Genomic DNA, 24,590 nt, shown 5'->3' on the forward strand with positions numbered 1-24,590 from the left:
GCGCGGATCAGGCCCCGCGGGGGCGGGTCAGCCCTGCGCACCCCGGATGAGGTCGGAGGCGCGCTCGCCGATCAGCATCGTGGTGATGTTGGGGTTCACCGCGACCAGCTGCGGCATGACCGAGCCGTCCACGACCCGCAGGCCCTTGACGCCCTTGACCCGCAGCTGCGGGTCCAGCGGCGACATCTCGTCGTCGGCGGCGCCCATCCGCACCGTCCCGGCCGGGTGGTAGACGGTGTTGTGGGTCGTCGAGACGTAGTCGGCGATCTCCTCGTCGCTCTGCACGTCCTCGCCCGGGAACAGCTCCCGGCCGCGGTAGGCGTCCATCCCGGACTGGGCGACGATCTCGCGGGCCTTGCGGATGCCCGCGACGGCCACACGCATGTCGTGGCCTTCCTCGTCGGTGAAGTAGCGCGGATCGACCTTCGGCTTGTCGCGGTAGTCGATCGAGCGCAGTCGCACCGTGCCGCGGGAGCGCGCGTGGGTGACGTTCGGGGTCAGGGCGAAGGACTCCGGGGAGGTGGGATAGCCCTGGCGGCGGGTGTGCATGTCGAAGGGCACCGAGCCGTAGTGCATCATCAGGTCCGGCAGGTCCAGGCCCTCCTCGGTGGGGGTGAAGATCCCGATCTCCCACCACTGGGTGGACTCGCGCGTCATCTTCTGCGTCGACTCCCAGGAGATGACCGCCTCGGGGTGGTCCTGCAGGTTCGAGCCGACGCCGGGGGAGTCCACGCGCACCTCGATGCCCACCTCGCGCAGGTGATCGGCGGGGCCGATCCCGGAGAGCATCAGCAGCTTCGGCGAGTCGATCGCGCCGGCGGAGAGGATGACCTCCCTGCGGGCGTTCATGATCGAGGAGCGGTCGAAGGAGTTGTCGATGTACTCCACGCCCGTGGCCCGCTGGTCCTCGTCGAAGAGGACCTGCATGACCTGGTGCCCTGTGAGGACGTGCAGGTTCTCCCGGTCCCGGATCGGGTGGAGGTAGGAGACGGAGGAGGAGGCGCGGGTGCCGTCGGCCTGGCGGTTGACCTGGAACCAGTTCGCGCCGTTGACGACGGTGGAGAAGTCGTTGAAGCGGGCGCGGGGGATCCCGGCCTGCTCGCACGCGTCGAGCAGGGCGATGCCGAGCTTGTCGTCGGCCGGGGCGTCCATCAGCTCGACGGGGCCCTCGCTGCCGTGGCCGGCGCCCTCGCGGTCGCGGTTGTTCTCCAGGCGCTCGATGAGCGGGAGCATGTCCTTCGAGCCCCAGCCCTCGGCGCCGAGGCGCTCCCACAGGTCCATGTCCTCCGCCGGCGGGTGGAAGGCGATGCAGGAGTTGTGTGAGGAGCAGCCGCCCAGCACCTTGGCCCGGGCGTGGCGCATGAAGGAGTTGCCGTTCTCCTGCGGCTCGATCGGGTAGTCCCAGTCCAGCCCGGACTCCAGCAGCTCGGGCCAGCGCTTCAGCTGCAGCACCTCCTCGTGGTCGAGGTCGTGCGGGCCGGCCTCGAGCAGGGCCACCTCGAGGCTCGGGTCCTCGCTCAGGCGGGCGGCGACGACGGCTCCGGCGGAGCCGCCGCCGACCACGATGTAGTCGTACTCGGCGATGGGGTTCTCGGACGTGAGGTCCTTGCGGGTCATCTCTCCTGCTTCCTGATGAAGGGGACGGTGGGGACGTGCGAGGGCGCGCACGCTCCCGCGCCCACCGGAGCGGGGTGCGCGGGAGCGTGCACGGGGGCGGTCAGCCCTTGCGGGGGAACCAGCCGGAGACGGCCGGCTCGGTGTTCTGGTAGATGTGCTTGGCCTCGGTGTACTCCTCGAGACCCGTGGGGCCGAGCTCGCGCCCGAACCCGGACATCTTGAAGCCGCCCCACTCCGCCTGCGGCAGGTAGGGGTGGTAGTCGTTGATCCAGATCGTGCCGTGGCGCAGCGCGCGCGAGACCCGGTTCGCGGTGCCCGCGTCGGAGGTCCACACCGCGCCGGCCAGGCCGTACTCGGTGTGGTTGGCGATCTCGATCGCCTCCTGCTCGGTGGAGAAGGTCTCCACCGTGATCACCGGGCCGAAGCCCTCCTCGATCACGGCAGGGTTGTCCCGGGTGCAGCGGTCCAGCACCGTCGGGGCGTAGAAGAAGCCCTTCTCGTGCTCGGGGCCGCCCCAGTGGCCGCCGGTGCGCAGCCGCGCCCCGGCCTCGACGCCGCGCTTCACGTAGTCGGTGACCTTCTCGCGGTGGGCCTTCGAGATCAGCGGACCGGTCTCCGCGCTCTCGTCGAACGGGCCACCCATGACGATGCCCTCGGCGCGGGCGACGAGGTCGTCGACGAACCGCTCGGCGATGGACTCGTGGATGATCAGACGCGTGCCCGCCGAGCACACCAGGCCCGAGTCGAGGAAGCCGGCGTTCAGCGCGTTGTCGAGCGCCGCCTCGTAGTCCGCGTCGGCGAAGACGACGTTGGGGTTCTTCCCGCCGAGCTCGAGGGCGACCTTCTTGATCCCCTTCGCGGCGGACTCGGCGATCTTCCGCCCGGTGACCAGTCCGCCCGTGAAGGAGACCAGGTCGATCTCCGGGTGGGAGGACAGCGGGGCGCCGACGGTGCCGCCGTCGCCGAGCACCAGGTTCGCCACGCCCTTCGGGAGCCCGAGCTCGTCGAGCACCTCCATCATCAGCATCGTGGTGTGCGGGGTGAGCTCGGCGGGCTTGAGCACGAAGGCGTTGCCGGCTGCGAGCGCGGGGGCGATCTTCCACGCGGCCTGCAGCAGCGGGAAGTTCCACGGCGTGATCATGCCGCACACGCCGACGGGCTCGCGGACCACGCGGGAGATCACCGCGGCATCGCCCGCGTCGACCAGACGGCCCGGGTCCTGGTCGGCGATCTTCCCGAAGTAGCGGAAGCAGGAGGCGATGTCGTCCATGTCGCCCTCGGCCTCGACCAGGCGCTTGCCGGTGTCCTGCGCCTCGGCGCGGGCGAACTCGTCCTTCCGCTCGGCCAGGCGGTCCGCGACGCGCAGCAGGAAGTCGCCGCGCTGGGCGGCCGGGGTGCCGGACCACTCGCCGCGCTCGAAGGCGGCGCGGGCGGCGAGGATCGCGCGCTCGACGTCCTCGGCGCCGGCCTCGGAGACCACGCCCACCTCGGAGCCGTCGGCCGGACAGGTGATCGTGCGGGTCTCACCGGTGGAGGACGGCACCCAGGCGCCGTCGATGAACAGGGTCGCGGGGCTCTCAGTCATGGTTCTCCTTCGTCGTCCGCGCGGTGGCGGGGTCGGTGGGCTGGTCGGGCTGGGTCGCATCGGACCGGTGGTCCTCACCCTGGGCGCTCTCGGGCTCGGCGTCGACGTGGTCGGCGTCGTCCCAGGTGTCCGGGGCGGTGACAGGGATCGTGCCGGTGGCGGTGCCGATCTCGTCGCTCATCGTCAAGTACATGATGTGAGCGTCGTAGGCGTCCAGGACGTCGCTGATGACCTGCTCCTTCGTGTACCCCATGATGTCGCGTCCGCGGGAGCCGGTGCGCGAGAAGATCTCGATGCGGTAGTAGACGTCCCGCACGGTGGAGAGGTTCGCGGCGAAGCTCGGCACCGAGTACGCGACCGGGTAGGCCTGGTACTTGAAGTCCTCGGCATGCGGGAACGAGACGACCAGGTCGATGTACGGCACGCCGTGGTCGGGATGTTCGCCGCGATGGCAGGAGACGTCCGCGCCGAGTGCGCGCAGCTCCGAGGCGACCTCCTCGACGGCGGGGGTCGCGACCTCCGCAACGAAGGCGCGGGCCCTGCCCTCGTCGGCGTAGGACATGCGGCCCCGCAGGCGCTGCTGCCACGGGACGCGGTCGTGGGACTCGCCGCCGCGCACCCGGGAGGTGAGCACGCCGGGCAGGGCCGCGGTGCGGGCGTCGAGGTCCATCTGCTCGGTGCGCAGCACCTTCCACAGGCTGAACATCACCAGATACACCAGTATCGACAGCGGCAGGCCCACCACCACGGTCGCGGCCTGAAGGGTGTACACCCCGTCGATGAAGAGCATCACGACGGTGAGCGCGCCGGTGATCACGGCCCATACGATCCGCAGCCAGGGCGGGCCGTCGGAGTCCGTGGTGGAGGCCTTCGAGGTCATGTTCGCCATCACCAGCGAGCCGGAGTCCGCGGAGGTGACGTAGAAGAACAATCCCGTCACCACGGCGAGCGAGACGGTGAAGAGCGCGCCCGGGTACTGCTCGAGCAGGTTGAAGAAGCCGGACTCGGGCTGGTTCACGGCGAGGTCGAGGAAATCTCCGTCGCCTGCGAAGCTCAGCGCGGCGTTCCCGAAGATCGACACCCACAGCAGGATGAACGAGAAGGGGATCAGCAGCACGCCGACGACGAACTCGCGAAGGGTGCGGCCACGGGAGATGCGCGCCAGGAACAGGCTCACGAAGGGCGCCCAGGCGATCCACCACGCCCAGAAGAACAGGGTCCAGTCCGCCATCCACTGGTCGGAGGGGTAGTCGGCGGCGCCGTCGGTGTAGGCGAAGGTGTTCATCATCATCCCGGGGAAGCGGGAGAAGAAGTCGCCGATGTTCTGGACGAGGGCGTTGAGCAGCTGGTGGGTCTGCCCGGAGAAGAGCACCCACAGCATCAGTGCGATCGCCAGCAGCACGTTGAGCTCGGAGAGGCGACGGATGCCCTTGTCGACGCCGGAGACGGTCGAGACGATCGTGATGCCGACCGCGAGCGCCATCAGCGCGATCTGCACCGCGATCGAGTTCGGGATCCCGAACAGGGCGGAGAGCCCGTAGTTCAGGAACACCACGCCGATGCCGAGGGAGACGGAGATCCCGAAGATCGTGCCGATCGTCGAGCCGATCTCGGCGACATGGCCGACGGCGCCGTGGATGCGCCGGCCGAAGATCGGTGCGAGCGCCGAGCGGATCGACAGCGGCAGGTGGTAGCGATAGGCGAACAGGCCGAAGGCCATGCCCATCAGCGCGTACATCGCCCACCCGGGGATGCCGTAGTGGAAGATCGTCCAGATCGTCGCCATCCGGGCGGCCTCGTCGGAGCCCGCCGGCGCATCGGGCGGGGTGAGGAGGTTCGTGGCCGGGCCCGAGATGCCGAAGAACATCAGGTCCACGCCGATGCCGGCCGCGAAGAGCATCGCCGCCCAGGTGAAGAGGTTGTACTTCGGCACGGAATGATCCGGGCCCATCCGGGTGCGGCCCACGCGGGAGAGCGCCACGAGCAGCACGAAGACGACCACGATCGCGGCGGTCAGGACGTAGTACCAGCCGAAGTTCGTCGCGATCCAGGCCATCGAGCCGAAGATCGCGGTCTCGGCGGCTCCGGGCCAGATCGCGGCGAAGAGCACGAACGCCACGATGATCACGGAGGTGCCGGCGAAGACGGGCAGGTTGACGCGGGAGTGCGCGGGCCGGGCGCCTCCCTCCTTCTGTGCGCTGGGGGCGGGCGGGGCCTCGGCCATCACGATCCTCTCGGTCGACGCTCGGGACAGGACCGCTCGCGGTACGAGCGATCGGGCGGGGAGATCCGGCTCGGCGAGCGAGGACCGCTGCTCCTGCGCGGACGCTGTCCCTGGCCGCCGACCGAGCACGACTCTAGGAACGGATTGTCGGATGCTCCAGTTCCATGGACGATTCGTGAGGAACCAGTCAGGCAGCTGCGCGGGATTGCCGGGATCGTCCCGGGATCGCCCTGACCTGCGCAGTGAGGCGGTAGGTGGACTCCCTCGTCCTGCGATGTCCGTGCGCTCCCCGCGCCGCGCGCGCCGTCGGGCCGGTGAGGAGGGTGGCCGCGCTCACGTCCGGGAGCGCAGGGAGGCGAGCATCGCGGGCAGGATCGCGATCGCGGCGCCGGTCAGGCACAGCACGCCGCCGAGCGCGGCGAGCGGCGGCGGCACCTCGCCGAGGATCGTCCAGGCGAGCACCACCGTGATCGCGGGGACGATCAGGGACGAGGAGGTGAGCACCCCGGCCGGCGTGTGGGTGAGGGCGTAGCCCCACAGCAGGAAGGCGGCCGCGGTGGGCAGCACGCCCATGTACACGACCGCTGCGATCGCCGAGGCCGGGGCGCGGCCCAGCTCCGCGACGAGCTGCGGGGCGAAGGGCAGGCAGGCCAGCATCCCCGCCGTCATCCCGACGACGGTCATCGAGGTCGAGTCGATGTGAGCCAGCAGCGGCTTCTGCCCCAGCACGCTGCCGGCGTAGAGCACGGCCGCGAGCAGCCCGAGCACGAGCCCCGGCCCCTCCACGTGCCCGGTCGAGGTGGCCAGGGTGATCAGCCCGATCCCGCACAGCGCGATCACGACGCCGACGAGCAGCCGTGGGGACAGCCCCTCGCCGAGCAGCACGCCGGAGGCGACGGCCACGATCAGCGGCGCGAGGTTCACGAGCATCGCGGCGGTCGCGGGATCCAGGAACAGCTCCGAGGCGTTGAGCACCACCGAGTACACGCAGAACCAGGTCACGCCCCAGGCGAGCACCCCGGCCCACATCCTGCCGCTCCGCGGCGTCCGCACCCGCCCGGTCAGCACGAGCGGGAGCATCACCGCCGCCGCGGTCACCATCCGCAGCAGCGTCATCGCCCCGGGGGAGAGGTGCGCACCGGAGAAGCGGATGACGATGAAGGAGGACGCCCACAGCAGCATCACCGCGGCGGCGGCGAGCCAGGGCAGCGCCGGGCGGGACGGTGCGGCCGGGGCGACGGGGGAGGGCATGCCGCCATCGTGCTCCTCCGTCGGACGCGAGGGCGAAACGCCGGCGCGGGTCTCACGGCTCGGTCGGCCCGCCCGCAGGTCGGAACGCCCCGTCGGCGGGCGGCGCGGGCGTCCCGCCTGCTGTCGGGCGGTGCGGTCCGCTCAGCCGGCGGCGGCCTCGAGCCGGGCGACGTCGAGCTTCGTCTGCGTCATCATCTCGCGCGTCACCGCCTCGGCGTGCGGGCCCTGCAGCAGCTCGTTCAGTCGCTGCGGGATCACCTGCCAGGACAGGCCGAAGCGGTCACGGCACCAGCCGCACTGCGACTCCGCGCCGCCGTTGGCGATCAGCGCCTCCCGCAGCCGGTCGACCTCCTCCTGCGACTCGACGGTGAGCATGATCGAGACCGCCTCCGACAGCGGGAAGGCGGGCCCGCCGTTCAGCAGCGTGTACGGCACGCCGCCGAGCACCAGGTCGACGGTGAGCGCCTGACCGGTCATATCGGGACCGTCCGGCGGGCCGCCGCCGGCCTCGTAGACGGTGCGCTGGAGGATCCGGGAGTCCTCGACGAGGGAGACGTAGAACTCGGCGGCCTCGTCGATGCGGCCGTCGAACCAGAGACAGGTGCCGATGGTGGTCATGGGGCTGTCCTCCTGCAGTGTCGGTGCTGCGGGTCGGTGCGGGCCGGCGGCCCGTCGTGCGCTCACAGTAGGCCCGCGCCGCCGCCGCAGGTAGGTCCGATCCTGCGCACTGCGGGGTCTGTCCTCCGCGGCGGGGCGGGTCTACTGTCCACGGCATGAGCATCCACATGGAGAACGTCGGGATCGCGGTGCGCGATCTCGAGGAGGCGATCGCCTTCTTCACCGACTTGGGCCTGACCGTGCTCGGCAGGGACACCGTCCGCGGCGAGTGGGCATCGACCGCCGTGGGGCTGGACGGCAACCACGTGCGGATCGCGCTGCTCGGAGTGCCCGACGGGAGCGGGCAGCTGGAGCTGTTCGAGTACCTCCACCCCGAGGCGATCGAGGCCGCCCCGACGCAGCCGCACGAGATCGGCATGCACCGCGTCGCCTTCCGGGTCGAGGACCTCGACGCGGCGCTCGAGATCGCGGCGCGTCACGGCTGCCGTCCCGTGCGGGGCGTGGCGACCTACGAGGACGTGTACCGCCTGACCTACCTGCGCGGCCCGAGCGGGATCCTGGTCATGCTCGCCGAGCAGCTGGGCGGGACGGGGGACTGAGCCGGAGGGTCGGCGCCGGGCCGACGCGATCGGTGGAGCGGCCGACGGGACGCGGCACGGCGTGCCGTCGGGCTCGTCGCCCCTCAGGCGCTCGCCGGGGTCCAGCCGAGCGCCGGTCCGAGCCGAGTGGCGATGTCGGTGAGGATCTGCACGTAGTCCTCATGGGTGAAGCTGAAGGGGAGCGCGAAGGCGACTTCGTCGACCTCGCGGAAGCCCTCGTGCGCCCACAGCTGCTCGGCGATCTCCTCGCTCGTGCCCACCAGGTCCGGGGCGAACATCATCCGGCGCGGACCCTGCGGGGTGCGGGTGCGCGGCAGGCGCTCGGCGGAATAGGCGCGGTAGCGCTCCGCCTGGTCGGTCGACGCCGAGTCGGTGGGGATCACGACCAGGCCCTGCGAGGCGCGGGTGCCGCCCGCGGCGCGGAAGGCGCGGATCTGTGCGGCCTGGACCGCGGCGAAGTCCGGCTCCGCGTCGGGGCCGGGGAAGAGGACGCTCGAGGAGAGCAGGTGCAGGCCGTGCTCCCCGGCCCAGACGGCGGAGTCGAGGGACCCGGCGCCGTACCAGAGCCGCTCTCGCAGACCGGGGGAGTGGGGCTCGACGCGGGAGGAGTACTCCTCGACCACGCCCTGCTTCCCCTCCAGCTCCCGCACCCGCTCGCCGGCGAGCAGGCCCGCGAGACGCTCCACCCTGGTCTTGGAGAAGTCCTCGACCTCTGCGGTGTCCGGGTAGAGGGCGTCCTTGACGGTGTCGTACTGCATCGGGGTGCCGACGCTGACGCCGGGATTGATCCGGCCGCTGGAGAGCACGTCGACGGTCGCGAGGTCCTCCGCGAGGCGCAGCGGGTTCTCCCAGCCCAGAGGCGTCACCGCGGTGCCCAGCTCGATCCGGGAGGTGCGCTGGCTCGCCGCGGCCATCACCGCGATCGGGGAGGAGATCCCGAACTGCAGGTGGCGGTGGCGCAGCCAGGCGCTGTCGAGGCCGAGCTCCTCGCCGAGCTCGATGAGCGACAGGGTCGACTCGTGCCCGACCGCGGGATCGGCCGGATCGAACAGGCCGATGGTGAGGAAGCCGAGGCGGCGCAGGGAACGGGAGCGATCGGGCATCGGGGGGCCTTCCGGAGCAGGACGCACTGGGGCGCGGTGCGCTCATCGTAGCCAGCGACGCTCCCCGGTGATCAGCCGCGGTCGAGCAGACGCTCGAGCGGGATCGTGCCGTCCTGCCAGGGGGTCAGCAGCCACACCGCGAGATACGCGCCGACGCCGAGCACGGGCAGCAGGAAGGAGGCGAGCACGAGCAGGCGCATGATCCACACGTTCAGACCGGTGAGCTCGGCGAGGCCGCCGGCGATGCCGCCGAGGAGGCGCTGGGGGCCGCGGCGGAAGCGGAAGCCGCGGAGGGTGGCGAAGAAGGAGTTCATGGGATCGAGGCTAGGCGCGGCCGCGGCCCTCGGCACTGGGGCTGGCCCCCGTCCTCGGCGCGGGATTCCCGCTCCTGCGCCGGGCGGGACCCGGGCGGCGGGGACGGTTCCGCAGCTCCCGGGCCCGGCGGCTGTGGCCCGGTCCTGTCAGCCCTCCTCGCCGGCGGGCCAGGCGTTCGGCGTGCATCCCTGCAGGTCGATGGACTGCTGGAGCATGACCGGGGCGGGTGCGCCCTCGGCCGGGCAGCTCGCGTGGCCGTGGCCGAGGAAGTGACCCACCTCGTGGTTGATCATGTACGCGCGGTACTCGGCGAGGTCGTCGTAGGTGGGGGTCGCGTGCAGCCAGCGGTCGGAGTTCAGCGCCACCTCGGGCCCGATCCGGCAGCTCCACACCCCGCCGGTCTTCGCTGGCAGGCACAGCTCGTCGACCGTGGGCGGGGAGCCGATCGAGATCGTGAACTCCGCCTCCGCCGGGTCCGCGACCCGGTGGAAGACGACGTCGGCAGGGCCCTGCCAGCCGCGCTCGTCGGCGAGCACGGCGGCGATCTCCTCCGCGGCCTCCTCGGCGTCGACGTCGATCCCGTCCTCGACCCGCACCGCGTAGGGGCGCAGCACGCCCTCGGTCGGCGCGTCCCCCGCCGCGGCGACGGTCCAGGTCCCGGCGCCGACGGTCCCGCTGCGCACCATCTCCACGTCACCGCCCGCCTCCGGGGACTCCGCCTCGGGGGTCCTCTCCGCCGCGTCGTCGGTCGGCGTCGCCTCCTCGCCGGGGGTCCCTTCGCCGGTCGGCTCCGCCGCGGGGGCGTCGTCCTCGGCCGAGGTCGTGCCGCCCTCGTCGGAGTCGGCGGGCGTCCCGTCGTGCTCCGGGGCCGCGGACTCCGCGGCGGTGCTGGCCTGCTGCTGCTCCGGCGGCGTGCCCGCCCCGCGCACGAGCGAGACGAGCAGCAGCACCAGCGCGATCACGACCAGCAGCACGAGCCCCGAGCACACGAGGCGACCCCGCCTCGTCAGGCGGAGGACGGGGCGGTGCGGCGTGGGCTCGGTCACTCCTCGAGAGTACGGGCGAGCTCCTTATCCTGGGCGGATGCCCACGCGCTATGTCGGCCTCGATCTGGCCGCCCAGGACCGTCGCACCGGGCTCGCGGTGCTGCGCGAGCAGGATCCCGCCTCCGGCGTGCTCGTGCTCGAGGAGGCGCGCACAGGAGTCGATGACGCCCTCATCGCGCAGAGGGTGCGCGGCGCGGGGAAGGTCGGGGTCGATGTGCCGGTCGGCTGGCCGTGCCGCTTCGTCGAGCTGCTCGCCGCCCAGGCGACCGGGACCCTCGCGCCGCCCGGGTCGACCGGGGACGAGTGGCGTCGAGGACTGGCGATGCGGGAGACCGACCGTGCCGTCCACGCCCGCACGGGCCTGACCCCGCTGAGCGTCTCCACGGACCGCATCGCCCATCCCGCGCTGCGCTGGGCCGGGATCGAGGCGCGGCTGCGGGAGGAGGGGATCGACGTCGCCCGCGACGGGTCCGGGCGGATCTGCGAGGTGTATCCCGCGGCGGCGCTGCGGCGGTGGGGCCTTCCGCACCGCGGCTACAAGGGCACAGGCGGGCGCGCGGCGCGCCGCGGACTGGTCGAGGCGCTCGGCGGGCGGTTCCCCGGCCTGGACTGGGCCGGCCACGACGCCGCCTGCGTGGAGGAGGACGACGTCCTGGACGCGGTGATCGCCGCGCTCATGGCCCGGGAGGTCGCCCGCGGCCGTGCCGTTCCGCCGCCGGACCCGCTGCGGGAGACCGCCCTGGTCGAGGGCTGGATCTGGCTGCCCGCGTAGCAGGCGCCGCCGCTCAGTCCGTCTCGGGCAGGTCCTCCTCGCGCAGCCTCGGCTCGACCCGTCGTTCGGGGGCGAAGCCGGCCTTGTCCGCGAAGAAGGCCCGGATGCGGTCCATGTCGGCGCGCACGTCCCCGGTCACCTCCATGATCGGGCCGAGCCCGCTGGTCATGGTGGTGCGGTCCACGTAGCCGAGGGTGAGCGGGAGCCCCGTCGCGCGCGCGATCCGGTAGAAGCCGGACTTCCAGTGCGTGTGCGCCCCGCGCGTGCCGTCCGGGGTGATGACCAGCCCGAACACCGTGCCGGTGCGGACCAGGGCGATGACCTCGTCGACCACCTTGGCGGGGTCGCGGCGGTCCACCGGGATGCCGCCGAGCGTTCGCATCACCGGTCCCTTCCAGCCGGTGAACAGGTCGTGCTTGCCCAGCCAGCGCAGCTTGATCCGCAGCCGCCAGGCGATCCCCAGCATGAGCACGAAGTCCCAGTTGGAGGTGTGCGGGGCGCCGATGAAGAGCGTGGGCCGGTCCGGGACGCGCTCGACGACGAGCCTCCAGGGCGACACCGCCCAGAACAGGCGTGCGATGAGCTGACGGATCATGGTGCGAGGGTATGCGCTGACCGGGGCGCGGACGGGCGAATGCCCATGTCCGGGCTGATCGGTCTGCGAGCGAAGGTCCCGCCGTGCGGTCGGGGCCCGGCCCACAGGGCCCGCCTGCCGCTCATTCGCCCCGCGGCGGCCTGCGGGTCTGCTTGAGGTCGGCGCGGCGACGCTTGGCGGCGAGGCGTCGGCGGCGGGAGCCGGCCGTCGGCCGGGTCGCCCGACGCGGCACCTCCGGGGCGACAGCCTCGCGAAGCAGCGCGGCGAGCCGCTCGCGCGCCGCCCGACGGTTCCGGTGCTGCGAGCGCTGCTCGGAGGCGGTGACGGTGAGGACCGTGCCGGCGGTGCGGGTCGCGAGACGTTCGAGCACGCGGGCACGCTGGACCTCGTCCAGGGCCGAGGTGGCGGCGAGGTCCAGGCTCAGCTGCACCCGCGAGTCGGCGGTGTTGACCCCCTGGCCTCCTGGTCCGGAGGCATGGGAGAACTGCTCGACCAGCTCCGCGGCGGGAACGCGCAGGCCGCGGGGCGCCCCCGGGCCGGGATCCACTCGCAGGTCGTCCATGTCCCCAGTGTGCCCCGCCGAGGGTCTGGCCGTCCGGCCGCGGACGGGGCACGATGGCGGCATGGCTGATCCGAAGCAGACCCTGACCCCCGAGCAGATCGCCGACGCCGGGCTCACCGGCTGGCACCAGGAGGACGAGACCCTCACCGCACGCTTCGACACCGGCGACTTCGCGACCGGGCTCGCGTTCGTGAACCGCGTCGGCCTCTCCGCCGAGGCGGCGAACCACCATCCCGAAATCCTTCTCACCTATCCCGAGGTCACCGTGACCCTCTCGAGCCACGACGTCGGCGGAGTGACCAGCCGGGACCTCGCCCTGGCCGGGACCGTCAGCGCCCATGCCGAGGAGCTCGGGGTGACGATCGCCGCGGACTGATCCCGGACGGTCGCGCAAAGGAGCGCGCCGATCGCCCGGGGACCGTCCGGCGATCGGCCTAGCCCACGAGGGACCTCCGGCCCTGGTGACCCCGATCCCCGCTTCCTATCGTGGAGCCATGATCGAGAACTCGAAGCTCACCGTCATCGGGGCCGGCGCCGTCGGCTCGAGCGTCGCCTACGCCGCTCTCATCCGCGGCGCCGCCCGCCACGTCGCGCTCTACGACATCGACGCGGCGAAGACCGAGGCCGAGGTGCTCGACCTCGCCCACGGCACCCTGTTCACCCCCGGCAGCGACATCGTCGGCGGCGCCGACATCTCCGTCGCCGAGGGGTCCCACGTCGTGGTCATCACCGCGGGCGCGAAGCAGAAGCCCGGCCAGACCCGCATCGAGCTCGCCGCCACCAACGCACGGATCGTCCGCGACATCATGCAGCGCACCCTCGAGGTCGCGCCCGACGCGATCTTCGTGATCGTCTCCAACCCCTGCGACGTGCTCACGATGCTGGCGCACGAGGGCTCGGGACTGCCCGCCGAGCGGGTCTTCGCCTCCGGCACGCTGCTGGACTCCTCGCGCCTGCGCTGGGAGCTCTCCCGCCGTGCGGGCGTCGCCGCCTCGGCCGTGCACGCCCAGATCGTCGGCGAGCACGGAGACACCGAGTTCCCGCTCTGGTCCGCCGCGCGCATCAACGCCGTCCCGATCCTGGACTGGGCCGGACCCGACGGCGCACCGCTGTTCACCCGCGAGGAGCTCGACCGGATCGCCGTGGACGTCCGCGACGCCGCCTACACGGTCATCCAGGGCAAGGGTGCGACGAACTACGCGATCGGGCTGTCCAGCGTGCGGATCGTCGAAGCGATCCTCGGCGACGAGAGCGCCGTGCTGAACGTCGCCCCCGTGCTCTCGGACTTCCACGGCATCGACGGGGTCGCGCTGTCGGTCCCGTGCCTGGTCGACTCCGCCGGCGCCCGCCCCATCCGCGAGACCCCGTTCGACGACGGGGAGCTGGAGCGGCTGCGCGCGAGCGCCGCCGCCCTCGAGAAGGTCGCCGCGGGCCTCCGCGACTGACCCTGCCCACCCCGGGAGGCGGCGAGGGCCTCCCGAAGGCCTCAGCGTCGAGGCCCCTGCCGTCCCACCGGACGACAGGGGCCTCTCCCTCGTGCCTGCCGGAGCGACCGTGCCCCGGCACGACCTCGGAGACGACTCCCATGTGGACCCAGACCCTCGACCCCTTCGACGACATCCTGCTCTCCGCCGCTGTCGCCGCCCTCCCGATCCTCGTGTTCCTCCTGCTGATGGTGGTGTTCAAGCTCTCGGGCCTCGTCTCGGGGCTGATCGCGCTCGCCGTCGAGGCGGCGGTGGCGCTCCTGGCCTACGGCATGCCCGCCGCCGCCGTCGCCGGTGCCGGACTCTCCGGACTGCTCACCGCGCTGTGGCCGATCGCGTACATCGTAGTGATGGCGGTGTGGCTGTACCGGCTGGCGGTGCTCTCCGGCCGCTTCGACATCATCCGCGCCTCGATCGGCGCGATCTCCCCGGACCAGCGGGTGCAGGTGCTGCTGATCAGCTTCGCCTTCGGCGCCTTCCTCGAGGGGGTCGCAGGCTTCGGGGTGCCCATCGCGATCTGCGCGGCGCTCCTGGTCCAGCTCGGCTTCGCCCCGCTGCGCGCGGCCGTGCTCTCGCTGGTCGCGAACGTCGGCGCCGGCGCATACGGCGCGATCGGCATCCCGGTCCTCGTCGGAGCTCAGGTGACGGGGCTCGGGGTGATGGAGCTGTCCCGCGCGATGGTGCTCCTGCTCCAGCCGCTCACGGTGCTGGTCCCGTTCCTGCTGGTGATCCTCATGGACGGGCTGCGCGGCCTGCGGGAGACCTTCCCCGTCGTACTGGCCGTCTCCCTCGTCTTCAGCGCGGTGCAGGGCGGGGTGCTGTGGTTCCTCGGCCCCGAGCTCGCCGACATCGGTGCCGGCCTCGCGACGATGGTGGCCGTTTTCGCGGTGTGCCAGGTGTGGTCGCCGAGGCGCGTGCATCGCGAGCCCGGCGCCCCCGACCCGGTGCCCGGCACCCACAGCTTCAACAACGTGGTCGTCGCCTGGAGCCCTTTCTACATCCTCTCGGGACTCATCCTGCTGTGGTCCCTGCCGCCGGTGAAGGAGCTGTTCACCACGGGTGCCCTGGGATTCACCACGCTCGCGGTCCCGCTTCCCGGCCTGACCGGGCAGATCGCCGCCGCGGACGGCACCGTCGTCGAGGCCACCTGGAACCTCTCCCTCCTCGGCGCGACCGGCACCGCGATCCTCCTGGCGGTGATCGTTTCCTTCCTCACCACCCCACAGGTCACGGCGCGCCGGCTGCTCGGCGAGCTGGTCGCGACGGCGCGCAGCCTCGGCCCGGCGATCGCCCTGATCGCCGTGATCCTGATGCTGGCGAACATCGCCGGCCACTCAGGGGGCTCGGCCACGATGGGCACCGCCCTCGCGGCCGTGGGCCCGCTGTTCCCGCTGATCGCGCCGGTGATCGGCTGGATCGGCGTGTTCCTCACCGGATCGGTCGTCAACAACAACACCCTCTTCGCCCCGCTGCAGGAGACCACAGCTGCCGGCATCGGGGTGTCCTCGGCGCTGCTCGTCGGCGCGAACACCGCCGGCGGCACGACCGCCAAGGTCATCTCCCCGCAGTCGATCGCGATCGCGGCCGGCGCCGTCGGGCTCTCCGGCCGGGAGGGGGAGATCACCAGGAAGGCGCTCGGGCCCAGCCTGGGCATGCTGCTGGTGATCTGCGTGTGGAGCCTCGTGCTCGCGACTCTTCGCTGAGCGCGCGGTGGTGATCCTCGGCCACGGGAGCGCCGCCGTCCTGAAGGAGGTCGGTGCGGGCCTGCGTGGCGGAGGCGCCTCGCCGGTCAGCTGCGGTCCAGCAGGGTCAGCGCGAGAGCGGTCGCCGACTCGGCGGAGCTCGCGTCGTGGAGCACGGGGTCGGGAGAGGCGGCGACCCCCACGATCCAGGCGGCGGGTCCGTCGTCTCCTGCCCTCGCGACCACGACATCCCCGCCTGGGAGGTGGATGCGCAGCATCGGGCGCTGGGGATGGAGCGTCGTCCTGGAGGCGATGTCAGGGCGCTCCGCGATGAGCGCGTGCCGGATGCGGTCGCATTCGAGCCACTCGCCGAAAGCAGATGTCATGTCCTGGGTGAAGCGCATGGAAGGTCCTTCCGACGGGGCCCGAGATCGTGGGGCTGACGGCGAGTGAGCGGTGGAGGAGCGTGGGCGGCGGGGCCGCCCGGCGTCCGCTGATCGGTCTCAGCTGGGGGAGATGGTCCAGGTGCCGTCGGCATCGACCTGGAGGACCAGGGAGCCGTCGGGCAGCAGCGTGGTGCCGTCGTAGGTTCCGATGTCGTTGACGATCAGGTCGGGGTAGCTCTCGCCCCAGGCCCAGATCGCCGCCCTGCGGGAGTTCACCCACGATGCCGACCCGACCGACCCCAGCGTCGGCCGGCGCGACGTCGACGAGGCCGCCCAGCTCGTCCACAGCCTCGTCGGCTCCCTCCGCGAGATCGTCACCCTCGACTGGAAGGCAATCCAGAACGCCGACGTGCGCCGCGGCTTCATCGACGCCGTCTCCGCGACCACGAACTTCCTGCGCTCACCACTGACCGACGGGAACACCGACCCCGAGGACCCGAACGCCCGCCCCCTCGCCGACGCCTTCCGCAGTCTCTCCTCCAAGCTCGACCGCGCCTGGGCGCTCGCTGCCGGGCACCAGGACATCCAGCCGCTGCTGCCCGAGGTGCAGTTCTACAAGGAGGTGCGGGTGTGGATGGCGAAGTACGACGCCCGCGAGCGCCTCTCCCGCGGAGAGCCCATCACCGACGAAGTGCGGCGCCTGCTCGGCGAACTGCTGGTCGACTCCGCGGAGAGCACCGGGGTGGTCGACATCTACCAGGAGGCAGGGCTCGAACTCCAACGGCTCGACGCGATCACCCCTGCCTGGACCGAGGAGGCGAAGAAGCCCTCGAAAACCCAGCTCGCGATCGAGGCGCTGAAGGCCACCATCCTCGAGGAGGCGGCACGAGTCACCCGCGGCAATGAGGTCCGCTCGAAGCAGTTCTCCGAGCGGATCAACGAGCTGATGCTGAAGTACACCAACAAGCAGCTCACCGCCGCGGAGATCATCGCCCGCCTCATCGAGATGGCCCAGGAGGTCCGTGCCGAAGCCGACCGTGGCACGCAGTTCAGTCCTCCGCTCGGCACCGACGAGCTGTCGGTCTACGACGTCATCGCACAGAACCCCTCGGCCGTGGACGTGAAGGGCGACGACACCCTCGCCCAGATCGCCCGGGAGCTGGTGACGATCATGCAGCGTGACATCCGCACCGACTGGACCGTGCGCGACGACGTCAAGGCCAAGCTCCGCTCCTCCATCAAGCGCCTGCTGCGCAAGTACAAGTACCCGCCGGACCAGCAGAGCGAGGCGATCGTGAACGTCATGCACCAGATGGAATCGCTCGCGCCCCGGTATGCGGAGGAGCTGCAGGGCGCATCGGCCTGACGATGCGCGGCAAGCACCTGTCGCGGCCCGTGATGGCGTCGTCCACAGGAACCGGTCCACGGACGGTGTCCACCCCTACCATGAAGACCCGGGTAGAGCGCCGAGAGAGACCAGGACGGGAGGTCGCGCCGTGACAGTCCATGTGGATGTCGCTCCGACGATCCTCGACTGGGCAGTCGAACGCGCCGGGTGGGATGAGGAGACCGCCGAGCGGAAGTTTCCTCAGCTCACCGAGTGGAGGGCCGGGACTCGCCGGCCGACGGTGAAGCAGCTGGAGCGTTTCGCGAAGGCCACTCATGCGCCGTTCGGCCAGCTCTTCCTCTCCGCGCCGCCGGAGGAGTCGCTCCCGGTGCCCGACATGCGCACCCTGCGCGGCACAGGGATCACCCGCCCATCCGCGGACCTCCTCGACACGATCTACCAGTGCCAGACGCGACAGAGCTGGTTCCGCGACCACGCTGTGGAGAACGGGATGGAACCTGTCGCCTATGTCGCGACGGCGACGACCGACGACGACCCCACTGTCATGGCGCAGAGAATGCAGGAGGTTCTCGGCGTCGACCCGAGGACCGAGCCTCTGGCACCGAGCTGGAGCGCGGCCTTCCGCCTGCTGTCCGACCAAGTCGAGGCGAGCGGGACGCTCGTGATGGTCAATGGTGTGGTGGGTTCCGATACGCACCGCGCATTGCGGCCCGAGGAGTTCCGCGGCTTCACCCTGGCCGACGACCTGGCCCCGGTGGTGTTCATCAATGGGGCGGACAGCAAGTCCGCACAGATCTTCACGCTCCTCCACGAGTTCGCGCACGTCTGGCTCGGGGGCAGCGCCCTCTCCGACGTCGTACCCGGCGAAGAAGGCGGTCCTCCCGAGGAACGGTGGTGCAACGCCGTCGCAGCCGAGGTGCTGATGCCGATCGAATCCGTGCGTTCCACGTTCCGAGGCGACCTCTCCGCCGAAGGTCTCGATGTCCTGGCACGCCGTTTCACCGTCAGCACGCTCGTCGTCCTTCAGCGTCTCGTCGACGCCGAGCTGGTCCCGCGGGAGCGTTTTCGGGAGCTCTATGCGCAGGAGGAGGAGCGCGTCCTCGCGCTCTTCGCCGAGACGACGGAGAACCGGTCCGGAGGCGGGAACTTCTACAACGTCCAATCGCAACGCCTCAGCAGGCAGTTCGCGCGCGCGGTCGTCGCGAGCGCACGCGAGGGCGGGACCAGCTATCGCGATGCCTACAAGCTGCTCGGCACGAAGAAGCACAGCACGTTCGAGGCGCTCGCCGAGCGGGTCGGGACGCGCTGATGCATCTCGTCGACGCGAACGTCCTGATCGAGGCGAAGAACAGGTACTACGCGTTCGACATTGCGCCCGGGTTCTGGGCGTGGCTCGAGCAGGGCCACCGGACGGGGAAGCTGATCAGCATCGACGCCGTCCGTGATGAGCTCGTGCAGGGCGATGATGAGCTCGCGGAATGGGCTCGAGGTCGTCGAGACTTCTTCCTGCCGATCGATCAGCTCACGGTCCAGCGTTTCCGACCGCTCAGCGACTGGGCTCGGCACCAGAACTATCGGCAATCAGCGCTGAATGAGTTCTCCAGCGATCGGGCGGACTTCCTCCTGATCGCACACGCGATCGGGCACGGCGACACGGTGATCACCAACGAGCAGCCCAGCCCGCAGGCGCAGAAGCGAGTGAAGATCCCCGACGCCTGCGCCGGCATGGGAGAGGCGACCGCTGACATCTTCACCGTGCTGAGGGAGACCGGGGCAGCTCTCCATCTCGTCGACTCAGCTGAGACAGAGCCCCGTGCCGAGACGCGAGCGCCGACGATCCCGGGCCTCGACTGATCGCAGAGGCCGGGCGCGAGAGCGCCGGCTATCCGCTCTGCGGAAGAGGATCCCTGACCCTCTTGTCACCGGCGGGACCAGCGTACCCATCGGTCTCCGCGGAACAAGGGGCCGGTGGTGGAGAGCCCGCTCCCTACCCGCGGTTCTGTACGTCGGCCCGACGACGGGCTAGTGTTCCGGCACCTGGAAGGACCCCGGATCACGACGACGTGCGGAGGACCTCATGAACCCCGATCCCATCTCGCTCTCCCTGGGCAGTCTCACCACGGTGGGGGTGATCGTGGTGATCGCCCTGATCGCGATCGCGATGGCGCTGCGCTTCCGCGCCGAGGTGCTGCGGGCCCGCACCGGCACCGAGGCGATGGACGAGGTCGCCGGCGCCGTGCAGGAGGGGGCGGCCGCCTATCTGCGCCGCCAGCTGCGCACGCTCGGCGTCTTCGCCGTGATCGCCTTCCTGCTGCTGCTCCTGCTGCCCACCCACGGTGCCGAGGGCACGGAGGGGATGCTGCTGCGCGGCGCCCGCTCGGTCGCCTTCCTCGTCGGCGCCGCGTTCTCCGGTCTGATCGGCTACCTGGGCATGTGGCTCGCGGTCCGCGCGAACGTGCGCGTGGCCGCCGCCGCGCACGAGACCGGCCGCGACCCCGCGATGCTGATCGCGGTGCGCACCGGCGCCTGCGTCGGCATGGCGACGATCGGCTTCGGCCTCCTCGGCGCCGGGGCCGTCGTGCTGCTCTTCCGCGGGAACGCCGCGCTCGTGCTCGAGGGATTCGGCTTCGGCGCCGCGATGGTCGCGATGTTCATGCGCGTCGGCGGCGGGATCTTCACCAAGGCCGCCGACGTCGGCGCCGACCTCGTGGGCAAGGTCGAGCAGAACATCCCCGAGGACGACCCCCGCAACGCCGCGACCATCGCCGACAACGTGGGCGACAACGTCGGCGACTGCGCCGGCATGGCCGCGGACCTCTTCGAGTCCTACGCGGTCACGCTCGTGGCCGCGCTCATCCTGGGCCGGGCCGCGCTCGGCGAGGCCGGGATGGTATTCCCGCTCATCGTCCCCGCGATCGGCGTGATCACGGCGCTGATCGGCATCTACCTCACCACGCCGAAGAAGGGCCAGAGCGCGCTGACCACCATCCGCCGCTCCTTCCTGCTCTCCGCGATCGTCTCCGCCGTGCTGTGCTCTATCGCCGCCTTCGTGCACCTGCCCGCGAGCTTCTCCGCCCTCGGCATCGAGGACGCCTCCGCCGCGATCGACGACCCGCGGATCGTCGCCGCCGGCGCCGTCGTGATCGGCATCGTCCTCGGCATCGCGATCCTCTATCTCACGGGCTACTACACCTCGACCGAGGACCGTCCCGTGCGGCAGGTCGCCGCGACCTCCCGCACCGGCGCCGCGACCGTCGTGCTCTCCGGCTTCTCGCTGGGACTGGAGTCCGCGGTGTTCACCGCGCTGGTGATCGCCGCGGCGGTGTTCGGGGCGTTCCTGCTCGGCGGCGCCGGTGTGACCGGCCTGTTCGCGATCGCGCTCGCCGGCTGCGGGCTGCTCACCACCGTCGGCGTGATCGTCGCGATGGACACCTTCGGCCCGGTCACCGACAACGCCCAGGGCATCGCGGAGATGTCCGGGGACGTGGACGGCGAGGGCGCGCAGGTGCTCACCGAGCTCGACGCCGTCGGCAACACCACCAAGGCCATCACCAAGGGCATCGCGATCGCGACCGCCGTGCTCGCCGCGACCGCGCTGTTCGGCTCCTACACCGACGCGATCCGCGACGTGCTCGGGGACCGCTACCAGGACTTCCTCGCCCAGTCCGTGGTCTTCTCGCCGCAGACCCTGGTCGGCGTGATCATCGGCGCGGCCGTCGTGTTCCTGTTCTCCGGCCTCGCCATCAGCGCGGTGGGCCGGGCCGCCGGGGCCGTGGTCTACGAGGTGCGCCGCCAGTTCCGGGACATCGCCGGGATCATGGAGGGCACCGCGAAGCCCGAGTACGGCAAGGTCGTCGACATCGTCACCCGCGACTCGCTGCGGGAGCTGGCCACGCCCGGCCTGCTCGCCGTCGCCGCGCCGATCGCCGTCGGCTTCGGGCTCGGCGCCCCGGCGCTCGCCGGGTATCTCGCCGGCGCCATCGCCTCCGGTGTGCTGATGGCGATCCTGCTCGCGAACTCCGGCGGCGCCTGGGACAACGCGAAGAAGATCGTCGAGGACGGCCACCACGGCGGGAAGGGCTCCGCCGCGCACGAGGCCACGATCATCGGCGACACCGTCGGAGATCCCTTCAAGGACACCGCCGGCCCGTCGATCAACCCCCTGATCAAGGTGATGAACCTGGTCGCCGTGCTGATCGCGCCCGCGGTGGTGGGGATGAGCGCGCTCAGCGGCCAGGCCGATCCGCTGCGCTACGCGATCGCCGCCGTCGCGATCCTCGCGATCGCGGTGGCCGTCACCATCTCGATCCGCCGCGGTGTGGTGCTCGAGACCGAGGACGACCTCGAGGCCGTCGACGCGCAGGGCAGCTGACTCAGACGGGGACGGGCGCCGAGGCATCCTCCCGCGACCCCACGGTGCCGATGGACCACTGGTATCCCGGCTCGGTGCCGTTGACCTCGAAGGCGCCGATCTCGCGGGCCTTGTACACCCAGGGGTTGTGGGAGGCGACCGTGCGGGCGTTGCGCCAATGGCGATCCAGCGCCGAGGTCTCGCGCACGGCCGAGGCCCCGAGCGCGTCGAACAGCCGCGTCGCCGCCTCCGGCACCAAGCGGGAGGTGACCACCTGGGCCCGGGCAGAGGCGAGCTCCGCCGCCACCAGGGCGGAGCGCTCCTCCTCGCCGCCGGCACCCACAGCGCGGGCGGCCTCCTCGATCGCCTCCGCCACCTGGCCCGCCAGCGCCTCCGCGGTCGCGGCGACCGCGGAGATCTCGCCGAGCACCTGCAGGATCTGCGGATCCTCCCGCACCCGGTCGGCGTTGCCATGGCTGTAGGTGCGGGTGCGGGCCGCGACCGCCGCCGTGGCGTCCTCGCGCACTGCCGCGGCGATCCCGGCGTGCACGGCGATCAGCACCAGCTGGTACACGGCGGTCTGGTAGCCGAACCGGTCCTCGAAGGGGATGACGTCCTGGGCGTCGAGCCGTGCGCGGTCGTAGACGATCGTGCCGGTCCCGGTGAGCTTCTGCCCGAACCCGTCCCAGTCGTCGCTGCGCGTGACCGCGGCCTGGACCAACGGCACCACGGCGATGTGCTGGGACCCGTCGGCCGCCTCGACCAGGGTGTCCGAGTAGTCGGCGAAGTAGGAGCCGGTGGTGTAGAACTTCCGGCCCGTCACCTCGGCGTGCTCGCCCTCGACCGCGACCTTCGTGCCCTGGGAGCCTCGCTCCACGGAGCCGATCTCCGACCAGGCGTTCCCGATCACCGCCCCGTCGGCGATCCGTCGCAGCCATCGCTGCCGGAACTCGGCGTGCGGTGTGATCAGGAGGTCCTCGACGAAGGCGATGTGCCCGCGCCAGATCTGGGGGAGGTTCGCATCGGCGGCGGCCAGGTCCACCAGCAGCGAGGTCAGCTGCCCGAAGGTGGCACCCAAGCCACCCGCCTCGACCGGCAGGCGCACGGTCCCGAAGCCGGCCTCGGCCAGGGCGCGCACGGCGCCGTGGGGCAGGGTGCGCTCGCGCTCCCGGTCCAGGGTCCCCTGGGCGATGGTCTCGATGACGGGGGCGAAGCGGGCGCGGAGCTCGGTGAGCGTGGTCATAGGTGTCCTTTCCTCGGTACTCACGGTTGGTGATGGTTGACCCTAGGGTCCCGTGCACCGCCGGGGCCAGGGTGCTGACCCATGCCGTCACACGGCGTTGCGGAGCAGCCGCTCGGGCAGGTGCGAGAATGCCGGGATGACCGCCACCCTCGTCGCCCATGACCTCGCCGGAGGGTACGGCCACCGCATCCTCTTCGACGGCCTCGACCTCACCGTCGCCCCCGGGGACGTGATCGGCGTGGTCGGTGCGAACGGCGCCGGGAAATCGACGCTGCTGCGCCTCCTCGCAGGAGCCGCCGCCCCTCAGCAGGGCGGCCTGACGCTCTGCCCGTCGGACGCCTTCGTGGGCTGGCTCCCGCAGGAACACGAGCGGACCCCCGGGGAGAGCGTCGCCGGGTACGTCGCCCGACGCACCGGCTGCGCTCGGGCCACCGCCGACCTGGATGCCGCCGCCACCGCCCTCGAGCACGACGCCCCGCCCGGCGGCCCCGAGCCGGCCGACGTCTACGCCGCGGCGCTGGAGCGGTGGCTCGCCAGCGGCGCGGCCGACCTCGAGGAGCGCCTGCCCGTCGTGCTCGCCGATCTCGGCCTTCCGATCGGCCCGGGGGAGGCGGAGCAGACGGCGATGACCTCCCTCTCCGGCGGCCAGGCCGCCCGGGTGGGGCTCGCCGCGCTGCTGCTCTCCCGCTTCGACCTGGTGCTGCTGGACGAGCCCACCAACGACCTCGACCTCGACGGCCTCGCCCGGCTCGAGGCCTTCGTCCAAGGCCTCCGCGGCGGGGTGGTGCTGGTCAGCCATGACCGCGAGTTCCTCGCCCGCTGCGTCACCGAGGTGCTCGAGCTCGACCTCGCCCAGCACTCCCACCGTCTCTTCGGCGGCGGCTACGAGGCCTATCTCGAGGAGCGCTCCACCGTGCGACGCCACGCCCGCGAGCGCTACGAGGAGTTCGCGCAGAAGAAGGCGGACCTCGTCTCCCGGGCCCGCACGCAGCGCGAATGGTCCAGCCAGGGCGTGCGCAACGCGATGCGGAAGGCGCCGGACAACGACCGGGTCCGTCGCCGGGCGCAGTCCGAGTCCAGCGAGAAGCAGGCGCGGAAGGTGCGGCAGATGGAGAGCCGGATCGCGCGGCTCGAGGAGGTGGAGGAGCCGCGCAAGGAGTGGCAGCTCCAGTTCACGATCGGGGCCGCCCCTCGCTCCGGCAGCGTCGTCGCCACCCTCGCGGGCGCCGCGGTGCACCGGGGCGCCTTCACGCTGGGGCCGCTCTCCCTCCAGGTCGACGCCGGTGACCGCATCGGCATCACCGGCCCCAACGGCGCCGGGAAGTCGACCCTGCTGCAGCTGCTGCTGGGCAGGATCGAGGCCGACGAGGGCTCGGCCTCGCTCGGCGCGAACGTGCGGATCGGCGAGATCGACCAGGCGCGCTCCCTGCTGGCCGACGAGGCGCCGCTGGCCGACGCGGCCGGGGCGCTGCTGCCGGAGATGACCCCGGCGGACGTGCGCACCCTGCTGGCGAAGTTCGGCCTGCGCGCGGACCACGTGGGCCGGCCCTGCGCCGAGCTGTCCCCGGGCGAGCGGACCCGTGCGGCGCTCGCCCTGCTCCAGGCGCGCGGCGTGAACCTGCTGGTGCTCGACGAGCCGACCAACCACCTCGATCTGCCCGCCATCGAGCAGCTCGAGCAGGCGCTCGAGAGCTACACGGGAACGCTGCTGCTGGTCACGCACGACCGGCGCATGCTCGAGACCGTGCGCATCGACCGGCGATGGCAGGTGGAGGACGGCGAGGTCGCCGAGCTCTGAGGCCTCGGCGT

General features: G+C 71.7%; 23 protein-coding genes. 10 read left to right on the plus strand and 13 right to left on the minus strand.

Annotated elements, in window-relative coordinates:
• Window positions 1-27: 27 nt before the first annotated feature.
• From DS079_RS08495 to DS079_RS08515, 5 genes are all read right to left on the minus strand, one after another.
• A complete protein-coding gene (locus DS079_RS08495; RefSeq protein ID WP_126986526.1) occupies window positions 28-1,617 on the minus strand; it encodes a GMC family oxidoreductase in 1,590 nt (529 codons plus the stop codon).
• 100 nt (window positions 1,618-1,717) lie between these two features.
• Entirely contained in the window at window positions 1,718-3,202 is a 1,485-nt protein-coding gene (locus DS079_RS08500) for an aldehyde dehydrogenase family protein (RefSeq protein WP_126986528.1), read from the minus strand.
• Entirely contained in the window at window positions 3,195-5,426 is a 2,232-nt protein-coding gene (betT, locus tag DS079_RS08505) for a choline BCCT transporter BetT (protein WP_126986530.1), read from the minus strand. The genes DS079_RS08500 and betT overlap by 8 nt, the downstream gene beginning before the upstream one ends.
• Window positions 5,427-5,759: 333 nt before the next feature.
• Window positions 5,760-6,677: a DMT family transporter gene (locus DS079_RS08510; RefSeq protein WP_126986532.1), complete on the minus strand. Its 918-nt coding sequence runs from the start codon at window positions 6,675-6,677 to the stop codon at window positions 5,760-5,762.
• Between the two features lie 141 nt (window positions 6,678-6,818).
• Window positions 6,819-7,295: a VOC family protein gene (locus tag DS079_RS08515; protein ID WP_126986534.1), complete on the minus strand. Its 477-nt coding sequence runs from the start codon at window positions 7,293-7,295 to the stop codon at window positions 6,819-6,821.
• Window positions 7,296-7,450: 155 nt separating this feature from the next.
• Between DS079_RS08515 and DS079_RS08520 the strand changes: the two genes are divergently transcribed.
• Window positions 7,451-7,894 carry a VOC family protein gene (locus DS079_RS08520; RefSeq protein ID WP_126986536.1) on the plus strand — a complete coding sequence of 148 codons (444 nt, stop codon included), beginning with the start codon at window positions 7,451-7,453 and terminating at the stop codon, window positions 7,892-7,894.
• A gap of 83 nt (window positions 7,895-7,977) precedes the next feature.
• Here the strand turns inward: DS079_RS08520 and DS079_RS08525 are convergent, their stop codons facing one another.
• The 3 genes from DS079_RS08525 to DS079_RS08535 form a co-directional block, all read right to left on the minus strand.
• Window positions 7,978-8,997 (minus strand): LLM class flavin-dependent oxidoreductase, encoded by a 1,020-nt coding sequence (locus DS079_RS08525; RefSeq protein WP_126986538.1) that lies wholly within the window; start codon window positions 8,995-8,997, stop codon window positions 7,978-7,980.
• 71 nt (window positions 8,998-9,068) lie between these two features.
• Window positions 9,069-9,311 (minus strand): PspC domain-containing protein, encoded by a 243-nt coding sequence (locus DS079_RS08530; RefSeq protein WP_126986540.1) that lies wholly within the window; start codon window positions 9,309-9,311, stop codon window positions 9,069-9,071.
• Window positions 9,312-9,458: 147 nt separating this feature from the next.
• Window positions 9,459-10,358: a DUF3152 domain-containing protein gene (locus tag DS079_RS08535; protein WP_126986542.1), complete on the minus strand. Its 900-nt coding sequence runs from the start codon at window positions 10,356-10,358 to the stop codon at window positions 9,459-9,461.
• A gap of 37 nt (window positions 10,359-10,395) precedes the next feature.
• Here DS079_RS08535 and DS079_RS08540 point away from each other — a divergent pair, with 37 nt between their 5' ends.
• Window positions 10,396-11,130 carry a DUF429 domain-containing protein gene (locus DS079_RS08540; protein ID WP_126986544.1) on the plus strand — a complete coding sequence of 245 codons (735 nt, stop codon included), beginning with the start codon at window positions 10,396-10,398 and terminating at the stop codon, window positions 11,128-11,130.
• Between the two features lie 13 nt (window positions 11,131-11,143).
• Here the strand turns inward: DS079_RS08540 and DS079_RS08545 are convergent, their stop codons facing one another.
• Window positions 11,144-11,725, minus strand: a complete 582-nt coding sequence (locus DS079_RS08545) for a 1-acyl-sn-glycerol-3-phosphate acyltransferase (RefSeq protein WP_126986546.1) — start codon at window positions 11,723-11,725, stop codon at window positions 11,144-11,146.
• A 121-nt stretch (window positions 11,726-11,846) separates the two neighbouring features.
• Window positions 11,847-12,287, minus strand: coding sequence for an alternative ribosome rescue aminoacyl-tRNA hydrolase ArfB (arfB, locus tag DS079_RS08550; RefSeq protein ID WP_126986548.1), 441 nt, complete (start codon window positions 12,285-12,287; stop codon window positions 11,847-11,849).
• A gap of 61 nt (window positions 12,288-12,348) precedes the next feature.
• On the opposite strand from arfB, the gene DS079_RS08555 reads away from it, so the two are divergent.
• The 3 genes from DS079_RS08555 to DS079_RS08565 all read left to right on the plus strand — a co-directional run bounded on the left by DS079_RS08555 (window position 12,349) and on the right by DS079_RS08565 (window position 15,474).
• Window positions 12,349-12,663, plus strand: a complete 315-nt coding sequence (locus DS079_RS08555) for a 4a-hydroxytetrahydrobiopterin dehydratase (RefSeq protein ID WP_126986550.1) — start codon at window positions 12,349-12,351, stop codon at window positions 12,661-12,663.
• A 118-nt stretch (window positions 12,664-12,781) separates the two neighbouring features.
• Entirely contained in the window at window positions 12,782-13,732 is a 951-nt protein-coding gene (locus DS079_RS08560; protein WP_126986552.1) for an L-lactate dehydrogenase, read from the plus strand.
• A 140-nt stretch (window positions 13,733-13,872) separates the two neighbouring features.
• Window positions 13,873-15,474 (plus strand): L-lactate permease, encoded by a 1,602-nt coding sequence (locus tag DS079_RS08565; protein WP_126986554.1) that lies wholly within the window; start codon window positions 13,873-13,875, stop codon window positions 15,472-15,474.
• A gap of 86 nt (window positions 15,475-15,560) precedes the next feature.
• On the opposite strand, the gene DS079_RS08570 is transcribed toward DS079_RS08565, so the two are convergent.
• Together DS079_RS08570 and DS079_RS17065 are read right to left on the minus strand one after the other, a co-directional pair.
• The gene (locus tag DS079_RS08570) at window positions 15,561-15,857 is read right to left on the minus strand and encodes a hypothetical protein (RefSeq protein ID WP_126986556.1); all 297 of its coding nucleotides are present in this window, start codon (window positions 15,855-15,857) and stop codon (window positions 15,561-15,563) included.
• A 99-nt stretch (window positions 15,858-15,956) separates the two neighbouring features.
• Complete coding sequence (locus tag DS079_RS17065) at window positions 15,957-16,115, minus strand: hypothetical protein (RefSeq protein ID WP_164736161.1); 159 nt, start codon at window positions 16,113-16,115, stop codon at window positions 15,957-15,959.
• Between DS079_RS17065 and DS079_RS08575 the strand changes: the two genes are divergently transcribed.
• The 4 genes from DS079_RS08575 (at window position 16,102) to DS079_RS08590 (ending at window position 21,559) form a co-directional block, all read left to right on the plus strand.
• Complete coding sequence (locus DS079_RS08575) at window positions 16,102-17,205, plus strand: DUF3387 domain-containing protein (RefSeq protein WP_271190692.1); 1,104 nt, start codon at window positions 16,102-16,104, stop codon at window positions 17,203-17,205. The genes DS079_RS17065 and DS079_RS08575 overlap by 14 nt on opposite strands.
• A gap of 130 nt (window positions 17,206-17,335) precedes the next feature.
• Window positions 17,336-18,496, plus strand: a complete 1,161-nt coding sequence (locus DS079_RS08580; RefSeq protein ID WP_126986560.1) for an ImmA/IrrE family metallo-endopeptidase — start codon at window positions 17,336-17,338, stop codon at window positions 18,494-18,496.
• Window positions 18,496-19,041, plus strand: a complete 546-nt coding sequence (locus DS079_RS08585; protein WP_126986562.1) for a DUF4411 family protein — start codon at window positions 18,496-18,498, stop codon at window positions 19,039-19,041. The genes DS079_RS08580 and DS079_RS08585 overlap by 1 nt, the downstream gene beginning before the upstream one ends.
• Before the next feature lie 223 nt (window positions 19,042-19,264).
• Window positions 19,265-21,559 carry a sodium-translocating pyrophosphatase gene (locus tag DS079_RS08590; RefSeq protein WP_126986564.1) on the plus strand — a complete coding sequence of 765 codons (2,295 nt, stop codon included), beginning with the start codon at window positions 19,265-19,267 and terminating at the stop codon, window positions 21,557-21,559.
• 1 nt (window position 21,560) lies between these two features.
• Here the strand turns inward: DS079_RS08590 and DS079_RS08595 are convergent, their stop codons facing one another.
• Window positions 21,561-22,781, minus strand: coding sequence for an acyl-CoA dehydrogenase family protein (locus DS079_RS08595; protein ID WP_126986566.1), 1,221 nt, complete (start codon window positions 22,779-22,781; stop codon window positions 21,561-21,563).
• Between the two features lie 136 nt (window positions 22,782-22,917).
• Here DS079_RS08595 and DS079_RS08600 point away from each other — a divergent pair, with 136 nt between their 5' ends.
• Window positions 22,918-24,579 carry an ABC-F family ATP-binding cassette domain-containing protein gene (locus DS079_RS08600; protein ID WP_126986568.1) on the plus strand — a complete coding sequence of 554 codons (1,662 nt, stop codon included), beginning with the start codon at window positions 22,918-22,920 and terminating at the stop codon, window positions 24,577-24,579.
• Window positions 24,580-24,590 lie beyond the last annotated feature (11 nt).

Origin of the sequence: Brachybacterium paraconglomeratum, assembly GCF_003994255.1 — a bacterium.
Classification (GTDB): Bacteria; Actinomycetota; Actinomycetes; order Actinomycetales; family Dermabacteraceae; genus Brachybacterium; species Brachybacterium conglomeratum.

Excerpts from the sequence above, each read along its gene's own strand:
- DS079_RS08555 (WP_126986550.1), top strand. The coding sequence starts at position 12,349 with ATGGCTGATCCGAAGCAGACCCTGACCCCCGAGCAGATCGCCGACGCC.
- DS079_RS08515 (WP_126986534.1), bottom strand. The coding sequence starts at position 7,295 with ATGACCACCATCGGCACCTGTCTCTGGTTCGACGGCCGCATCGACGAG.
- DS079_RS08600 (WP_126986568.1), top strand. The coding sequence starts at position 22,918 with ATGACCGCCACCCTCGTCGCCCATGACCTCGCCGGAGGGTACGGCCAC.
- arfB (WP_126986548.1), bottom strand. The coding sequence starts at position 12,287 with ATGGACGACCTGCGAGTGGATCCCGGCCCGGGGGCGCCCCGCGGCCTG.
- DS079_RS08530 (WP_126986540.1), bottom strand. The coding sequence starts at position 9,311 with ATGAACTCCTTCTTCGCCACCCTCCGCGGCTTCCGCTTCCGCCGCGGC.
- DS079_RS08520 (WP_126986536.1), top strand. The coding sequence starts at position 7,451 with ATGAGCATCCACATGGAGAACGTCGGGATCGCGGTGCGCGATCTCGAG.
- DS079_RS08565 (WP_126986554.1), top strand. The coding sequence starts at position 13,873 with ATGTGGACCCAGACCCTCGACCCCTTCGACGACATCCTGCTCTCCGCC.
- DS079_RS08495 (WP_126986526.1), bottom strand. The coding sequence starts at position 1,617 with ATGACCCGCAAGGACCTCACGTCCGAGAACCCCATCGCCGAGTACGAC.
- DS079_RS08595 (WP_126986566.1), bottom strand. The coding sequence starts at position 22,781 with ATGACCACGCTCACCGAGCTCCGCGCCCGCTTCGCCCCCGTCATCGAG.
- DS079_RS08500 (WP_126986528.1), bottom strand. The coding sequence starts at position 3,202 with ATGACTGAGAGCCCCGCGACCCTGTTCATCGACGGCGCCTGGGTGCCG.
- DS079_RS08590 (WP_126986564.1), top strand. The coding sequence starts at position 19,265 with ATGAACCCCGATCCCATCTCGCTCTCCCTGGGCAGTCTCACCACGGTG.
- DS079_RS08540 (WP_126986544.1), top strand. The coding sequence starts at position 10,396 with ATGCCCACGCGCTATGTCGGCCTCGATCTGGCCGCCCAGGACCGTCGC.
- DS079_RS08585 (WP_126986562.1), top strand. The coding sequence starts at position 18,496 with ATGCATCTCGTCGACGCGAACGTCCTGATCGAGGCGAAGAACAGGTAC.
- DS079_RS08570 (WP_126986556.1), bottom strand. The coding sequence starts at position 15,857 with ATGCGCTTCACCCAGGACATGACATCTGCTTTCGGCGAGTGGCTCGAA.
- DS079_RS08525 (WP_126986538.1), bottom strand. The coding sequence starts at position 8,997 with ATGCCCGATCGCTCCCGTTCCCTGCGCCGCCTCGGCTTCCTCACCATC.
- DS079_RS08545 (WP_126986546.1), bottom strand. The coding sequence starts at position 11,725 with ATGATCCGTCAGCTCATCGCACGCCTGTTCTGGGCGGTGTCGCCCTGG.
- betT (WP_126986530.1), bottom strand. The coding sequence starts at position 5,426 with ATGGCCGAGGCCCCGCCCGCCCCCAGCGCACAGAAGGAGGGAGGCGCC.
- DS079_RS08560 (WP_126986552.1), top strand. The coding sequence starts at position 12,782 with ATGATCGAGAACTCGAAGCTCACCGTCATCGGGGCCGGCGCCGTCGGC.
- DS079_RS08510 (WP_126986532.1), bottom strand. The coding sequence starts at position 6,677 with ATGCCCTCCCCCGTCGCCCCGGCCGCACCGTCCCGCCCGGCGCTGCCC.